Source organism: Lacinutrix sp. (genome assembly GCF_037625555.1).
In the GTDB taxonomy this organism is placed as follows: domain Bacteria; phylum Bacteroidota; class Bacteroidia; order Flavobacteriales; family Flavobacteriaceae; genus Lacinutrix.
Genome location: NZ_JASJHV010000061.1, coordinates 1 through 6,276, shown reverse-complemented (window position 1 = coordinate 6,276; position 6,276 = coordinate 1). Strand labels below are relative to the sequence as shown.

4 protein-coding genes are annotated in these 6,276 nt (G+C 33.8%); all 4 read left to right on the top strand.

The annotated features are described in order from the left end of the window. Positions 1-3,054: SusC/RagA family TonB-linked outer membrane protein (locus QNK89_RS04865; RefSeq protein ID WP_340169840.1), on the top strand; the 3,054-nt coding region annotated here is incomplete at its 5' end. Positions 3,055-3,065: 11 nt separating this feature from the next. After that, the gene (locus tag QNK89_RS04860; protein WP_340169839.1) at positions 3,066-4,502 is read left to right on the top strand and encodes a SusD/RagB family nutrient-binding outer membrane lipoprotein; all 1,437 of its coding nucleotides are present in this window, start codon (positions 3,066-3,068) and stop codon (positions 4,500-4,502) included. A 10-nt stretch (positions 4,503-4,512) separates the two neighbouring features. Next, complete coding sequence (locus tag QNK89_RS04855; protein WP_340169838.1) at positions 4,513-5,475, top strand: hypothetical protein; 963 nt, start codon at positions 4,513-4,515, stop codon at positions 5,473-5,475. Between the two features lie 16 nt (positions 5,476-5,491). Next, the coding region (locus QNK89_RS04850) for a Calx-beta domain-containing protein (RefSeq protein ID WP_340169837.1) at positions 5,492-6,276 on the top strand (785 nt) is incomplete at its 3' end.

Genomic DNA, 6,276 nt, shown 5'->3' with positions numbered 1-6,276 from the left:
GATAAATCAGGAGTTTTACCTGGAGTAAGTATAGTGATTGAAGGCTCCAACAGGGGAGTAGAAACAAATTTTGATGGAAAATACTCAATAGAGGCCAATTCAGGGGATGTTTTTGTATTTAGATACCTTGGATACGAAACTGCTAAAATCACAGTTGCTACCTCTAATATTATCAACATTACTTTAGTAGAAGGTGGTGAAGTGTTAGATGAGATCGTAATTACGGCTTTAGGTATTAAAAGATCTGAAAAGGCTTTAGGTTACTCGACACAGCAAGTTAGTTCAGAAGAATTAACTACGGTAAGAGATGCAAATATTGTAAACTCTTTAAGTGGTAAAATTGCAGGTGTTAGTGTTACCAACACATCAGGTGCTGTCGGAGCATCAAGTAGAATAGTTATAAGAGGTATAAGCTCTATTAGTGGTAACGCACAACCTTTAGTTGTAGTAGATGGTGTTGTAATGGACAATACTGCTTATGGAGACTCATCTAATTCAGGAGGTAATAGTACCCCAAACGGTTTAGCTGATTTGAATCAAGATGATATTGAATCTTTAAATGTTTTAAAAGGTGGTGCCGCAACATCTCTTTATGGAATGCGTGGTTCTAATGGTGTAATTGTTGTAACGACCAAATCTGGTAAAAACTCAAATAAACTAGGAATTGAAATTTCATCAAGCGTAAGTTTTGAAAACGTTTATGTTTTACCTGACTATCAAAACTCATATGGTCAAGGGTCAAGTTCACAAAATTTTGAATATATTGATGGTATAACAGGTGATGGTGGTGTAGATGAAAGTTGGGGTCCAGCATTAGATTCAGGGCTTGAATTCGTACAGTGGAATTCTGTTAATGGTGAAGCGTTACCTTGGGTATCTCAACCAAATAATATCAAAGATTTTTTTGAAACAGGTATGACAACAAATAATAACATTGCATTCTCTAATGGTAATGATGATTATAACGGACGTATCTCTGCGGGTATTACTGATCAAAAAGGGATTCTTTATAATACAGATCTGACTAAATATAATATTGGTGGTAAAATAAACCTTAATTTATCAGAAAAATGGAGTGTAGGTATGACAACTAACTATATTAAAACAGAAAGTGGTAATCTTCCTTCTGTTGGTTATGGTGACTCCAACAATCAGTTAGGTCAAATTGTATGGTCTGGAAGAAATGTAGATTGGAACGCTTTAAGGGATTATAATAACTTACCTACAGCTTTTGCAGCTGGTGCTGATGTAGCGACTCCTATAAACTGGAATGGAGCCTATAACAACAACCCATATTGGGTTTTAGACACTAACACTAATACATTTGATAGAAATCGATTATTAGGAAATATGTCAATAAACTATCAAATGTCTGATAAACTTTCATTTAGTGCACAAACGGGTATCGATTACTTTAGTTCTTTAGATACAAATACAAGAGCTTTTGGAACCTACCAATCTGTTCGTGGTTCATATAAAGAGGTTCAGAGAACTAGATACGAGATTAACTCTCAAGCAATATTAAGTTATAATACTGATATAGGTCAGGATTTTAAATTGAACGCCAACATTGGTGGTAATAGCATGGTAAATAACTATCACAGATTGTCACTAGAAGCACCAGAATTACAAATACCTAATTTATATAATATATCAAATACAAGAGACGGTGTTACACCATCACTTGGACAATCACAAACTGATAGAAAAATAAATAGTGTATTTGGTTTTATGGGTGTTTCATATAAAGACTATTTATTTTTAGATGTTACTGGAAGGAATGATTGGGCTTCAGTATTACCTATTAAAAATAACAGTTTTTTCTATCCTAGTGCTACAGCTAGTGCAATAATTAGTGATATTTTTGAATTACCGAAAAGCACTATATCTTATTTAAAAATGAGAGTAGGTTGGTCTAAAACAGGTAGTGCAGGACCTTTATCACCTTACAGTATAGAACCAAATTTTACATTTTCAGCTAATCCATGGGGAACTACTCCTGTTGCTTTTTATCCTGGAACATTATGGAATCCAAATATTAAAAATGAAGATACTGTTGAAAAAGAATTTGGTTTAGAGGCGCGATTATTTCAAAGTAGGCTTCGTTTAGATTTCACGTATTATGATAAAAAGACTTCTGATGTAATTATGGCAAAAGATATTGACCCTTCTTCTGGTAATACTAGTTACTGGGATAATGTTGCAGACATAACAAATAAAGGGTTCGAATTTACTCTTGGCGCAGATATAATTAGAAGCGAAGATGGGTTTAATTTAGGTATGGATATTAATTTTGCAAGAAATGTAAATGAAGCTCAAAATATAGACGATGATGCTTCAACTAATAATGGTCGTGTTGTTTTAGGTGGTTTATGGAATGTAGATATTATTGCTCAAGAAGGTGAAGCGGTAGGTGCAATATATGGCCCAGCATTTGAAAGATCTCCATCAGGCGATGTTATATATGAAAATGGAATCGCACAAATAGCGGCAACAAGTAAAGTATTAGGAAATATCAATGCTGACTTTACAGCAGGATTAGGTTTAAATATGTCTTACAAAAATTTGCGCTTAACAACATTATTTGATGTTAAAAAAGGTGGTGAGATCTATTCTCAAACAAACTCTTGGGGTAAATTAGCTGGTGTTTTAAGCGAAACTATACAAGGTCGTGAAACAGGTATTGTAGGAAACGGAGTTATGTCAGATGGTAATGGTGGTTATGTTCAAAATAATGTTGTTGTTCCTGCACAAACATTTTTTAGTTCATCATATTCTCAAAATATAGCAGAGTCGTCTGTTTATGATGCATCGTTTGTAAAATGGAGAGAACTTTCTTTATACTATACATTACCTAAGAGCCTTATAAAAAACACTGAAATTGATCAAGTTTCTTTTGGACTTTCTGTGAGAAATCTAGCAATTCTTTACAGAAAAGTTCCTCATATTGATCCAGAATCTGCATTTAGTAGTGCTACTGGTCAACAAGGATTAGAATATGCTCAAATACCTTCTACTAGAAGTATTGGTTTTAATTTAAATGTTAAATTCTAAATTTAAAAAAAATGAAAAAAATAAAATATATACTATTATTAGTGCTTGTAAGCCAAACTTTTGTCTTTACAAGTTGTGATAGTGATTTCGAAGAGGTTAATACGAACCCAAATGACCCTAGTTCTGTGCCTGCTGATTTATTATTAGCTGGTATAATTAGAGGAACAGCAAACATCTTACAAAGTTCTTTTAATGGCGGGGAAACAGGTTCTTGTTGGGTGCAACATTTAGGAAAAACAATTTATAACGGAAATGAATACTACATTCCTAGACAATCTAGTATTGATGGTGTTTGGGAAACTTTATATTCAGTTGTAGCAAAAGATGCTGCTATCATGGAAGGATTGGCAAATTTACAAGGAAATAATAATTTAGAAGGTGTTGCTTTAGTTTTAAAGGCAAACGCTTTTCATAACCTTACAGACATTTATGGTAATATTCCATTGACAGAAGCATTATTAGGAGATACTGGTAATATTACCCCTATTTATGACGATAGTCAAACTGTAGTTTATCCTGCAATTTTAGCGATGCTAGATAATGCAATATCTTTATTAGACGGAACTGGTACTATAGATGCTGGGCAAGATATAATGTATGGTGGTAACTGGGGTCTTTGGAAGAAATATGCTTCTTCTTTAAAGTTTAAAGTTTTAATGCGTGCTCAGTCGGGAGGATATGATGCAACAGCTGAATTAAATGCTTTAATGAATTCTAATAATTTATTCTCTAGTAATTCTGATGAAGCAAAATTAGTTTATCTATCTGCTGAACCAAACGCAAACCCATTTTTTGAAGCTTTAGTAAACGGTGGTCGTACTACTGAATGGTCAATGGGAGAAGAGTTAGTAGAATTAATGAAAGCTAAAAACGACCCTAGACTGGCTGTTTATGCACAAGAAGTTGGTGGAGATGGCTCTGGTGGTGGTTATGTAGGTAAACCTGCTGGTATACGCGATATTGGGAATTCTATTTTTGGTGATTCTGGTAACATTTCTTTGATTGGTACCAAATACCTTGAAGCTGAACAACCTTATTATTTTATGACCTATGCTCATTTAAGTTTATTAATGGCTGAAGCAGCTGAAAAAGGTTTAATTACAGGATCTGCTGCAACTTACTTTAACCAAGGAATTGCTGCATCTATATCAGCCAATGGGGTAACAGGATCTCCTAATGTTAGTTATGTTTCTGGAAGTACAGGAATAACACAGATAGCAGAACAAATTTGGATTGCTTTATATATGCAAGGTTTTGAAGCTTGGTCTGAATGGAGAAGAACAGGTATACCTGTATTACCTTTAGCTCAAGATGCTATTGTAACAAGTATTCCTTCAAGATACTCTTATCCTTTAACACAACAATCCTTAAATAATGAAAATTATACTAGTGCAGTTGCAAATCAAGGAGCAGATAAATTAACTACGTCACTTTGGTGGCAAAACTAAATTAAAAAACATGAAAACAATAAAGAATATTAAATATTTAATACTCACATTATTTACAGTGATCGCAATCTCGTCTTGTACCGATACGGATAATGATGAATTAACATTAAATGCTCAAGAAGGGGGGTTAGCAAACATTAATAACCTCTTAATTAGTTATGTTGTAGGCAGTGGGTCTACCTATACTGCAACAGGTTTTCTACAACAAGGAAATGTTACTACAAATACGGTAAAAGTGTATAACCAACATTTTTATCAAGTTGTTTTTCAAGACATAAACATGCAAGATAGTATTGGTTTTAAAAATACTGATAAAGTATTATTAGAAACTATTAATATTGAGAACCCTAGTAGTGGTCAAATCACCAATTTTTCAGCATCGTTCGATTATGCTGCACTATCAATGAATTTAGTAAAAGATGATGGTACTAGTTTACCCGCAAGTGATGGTACTTTAACTATTGGAGATTATTGGCAATTAACTTATGAATCTACAACATCTGAAGGAAACATTCATGCAAACACCAAAGCAACTAAAATTGCTGTAGGAACTAGATATGCAGGTGTTTACGTTGCTGAAGATACCGCGTACTGGAGAATTGGTGCAGCAGGTGCTTCATGGGATGCTCAAGAAGTTATTATCGAATCTGTAAACGCTACCGTTTATAGACATGTTGGCATAGCACATTGGACGGATGGAAATGAGTATTATTTCACAGTAGACAATACAACAGGGGTTATTACAGTATTAGGTGCAAATTTATCTGGAACCGGTACTTTATTAAACGACCAACCAATAATGACCTGTTCAATAAACAATGGATTTACTGTACTTACTTGTAATAATACTACTTCATTAGCAGAACCAGACGATGTAAATGGAAAAGATGTATTAAACCTTACAGTTGGTTATCTAACAGCAGGATCGGGACCAAGAGAATTTTTCGAAAAATTAGTTAAAAAAGTAGACTAAAATTAAAACAAATAAGATGAAAAATAAATTTATAAAAATAATTTTAATATTTAGTGTTTTTGCATTAATATTATCCTGTGATGACAATAATGACTTCACTGGAGATAGTGTGCTATCAGCAACGAGTCCAATCTTAAGTGTAAGTTTAAGTTTTGAAAACTCACAAACCCTAATTGAACAAGAAAAGCAATATGCTTTTACAGTTGCACTTAGCGAAGCACAAATTGTTGATGTTGCAGTAAAACTAGAACAAACTGATGGAACTGCAACTGAAGGGGAAGATTTTACAATTCCTCATACTGTAACAATTAAAGCAGGATCTTTAAGTGCTTCTGATGTAATTGCCATACACGCTGATGAATTAGCAGAAGAAACTGAAACAGTTAATATTCAAATAGGTTTAGGCAATGAGTCTAATGTTAGTAGTGTTGCATCTGAAACAGTTACTTTCGAAATTGCTAACTTAACAGATGGTGATTTAGTTGTAGGAATGTCTTGGACATCATCTAGTTCGGTTACCGATAACTATGGCAATGAAGTTGATCCTTATGCTCTTGCTGATTTAAGATTACTACTTACAGACTCACCTTATACACAAGTTTTTGAGAGTGCTGATGGAGCAACTGCAGAAACCTATGTTCTTGCTGGTGCTGCACCTGACCGTACATACTCATTCGTTGCCGATTTTTATGCTGCGATGTATGAAATACCAGCAGATATAAATATTACACTTACTTTTGATCAAGTTGGAACGATTAATGGTCAGACACATTCTTTTTCAAGTGCTTTGAATACTACAGA

Excerpts from the sequence above, each read along its gene's own strand:
- QNK89_RS04860 (WP_340169839.1), top strand. The coding sequence starts at position 3,066 with ATGAAAAAAATAAAATATATACTATTATTAGTGCTTGTAAGCCAAACT.
- QNK89_RS04855 (WP_340169838.1), top strand. The coding sequence starts at position 4,513 with ATGAAAACAATAAAGAATATTAAATATTTAATACTCACATTATTTACA.